The organism is Slackia sp. CM382, assembly GCF_000293015.1.
Classification (GTDB): domain Bacteria; phylum Actinomycetota; class Coriobacteriia; order Coriobacteriales; family Eggerthellaceae; genus Slackia; species Slackia exigua.
The window spans coordinates 1-510 of record NZ_ALNO01000012.1 but is presented as its reverse complement, the minus strand read 5'-3'; the positions used below and the strand labels follow the sequence as shown (position 1 = coordinate 510).

1 pseudogene is annotated in these 510 nt (G+C 75.1%); it reads right to left on the bottom strand.

The window, feature by feature from the left end:
* Positions 1-333 precede the first annotated feature (333 nt).
* Positions 334-435 (bottom strand): annotated as a pseudogene (locus HMPREF1155_RS09120) (hypothetical protein); the annotation flags it as partial.
* Positions 436-510: the final 75 nt, after the last annotated feature.

The following is a 510-nucleotide window of genomic DNA, read 5'->3' as shown; positions in this document are numbered from 1 at the left end:
CGCATGACGCGTCTCTGTCAGGCGCGGGCAGCGGCGTCAGGCCCCTGCGGGCCGCGCCGGGCGCCGGCGGCCCGCAGGGCTATTCGGCCCTGCGCCCGCGGAAGGCGAGGCCGAGCAGGCCTAGGGAGAGCAGGCCCGCGAGGCCGGCCCCGAGCGCCATGGCGCCCGTGCCGTCGCCCGTCTTCGGCATGGCCTTCTTGCCGCCGGGGGCGGGCGCCTCGGGCCTCCCGTCCTTGGTGTTGGTGACGGTGAAGCCGGCCTTGGCGTCGCCGGGACCTCGGAGGAGTAGCCCTCCACGGCGTCCTCGGCCACGGCGTAGGCGATCCTCCTGCCGCCCTCGAAGGCGGGAAGCCCGTCGAAGGAGCCCTTCCAGCCGTTGCCGGCGTTGAGCTTCAATGCCTTGCCCGCGTCCTTGCCGTCGGCGAGCAGGCGCACGGTGACCTCGCCGCCCTCGCCGCCGACCCACCTCTTCGCGACGGGGACCGACACGGTCTCGGGCTCATGGGCGTT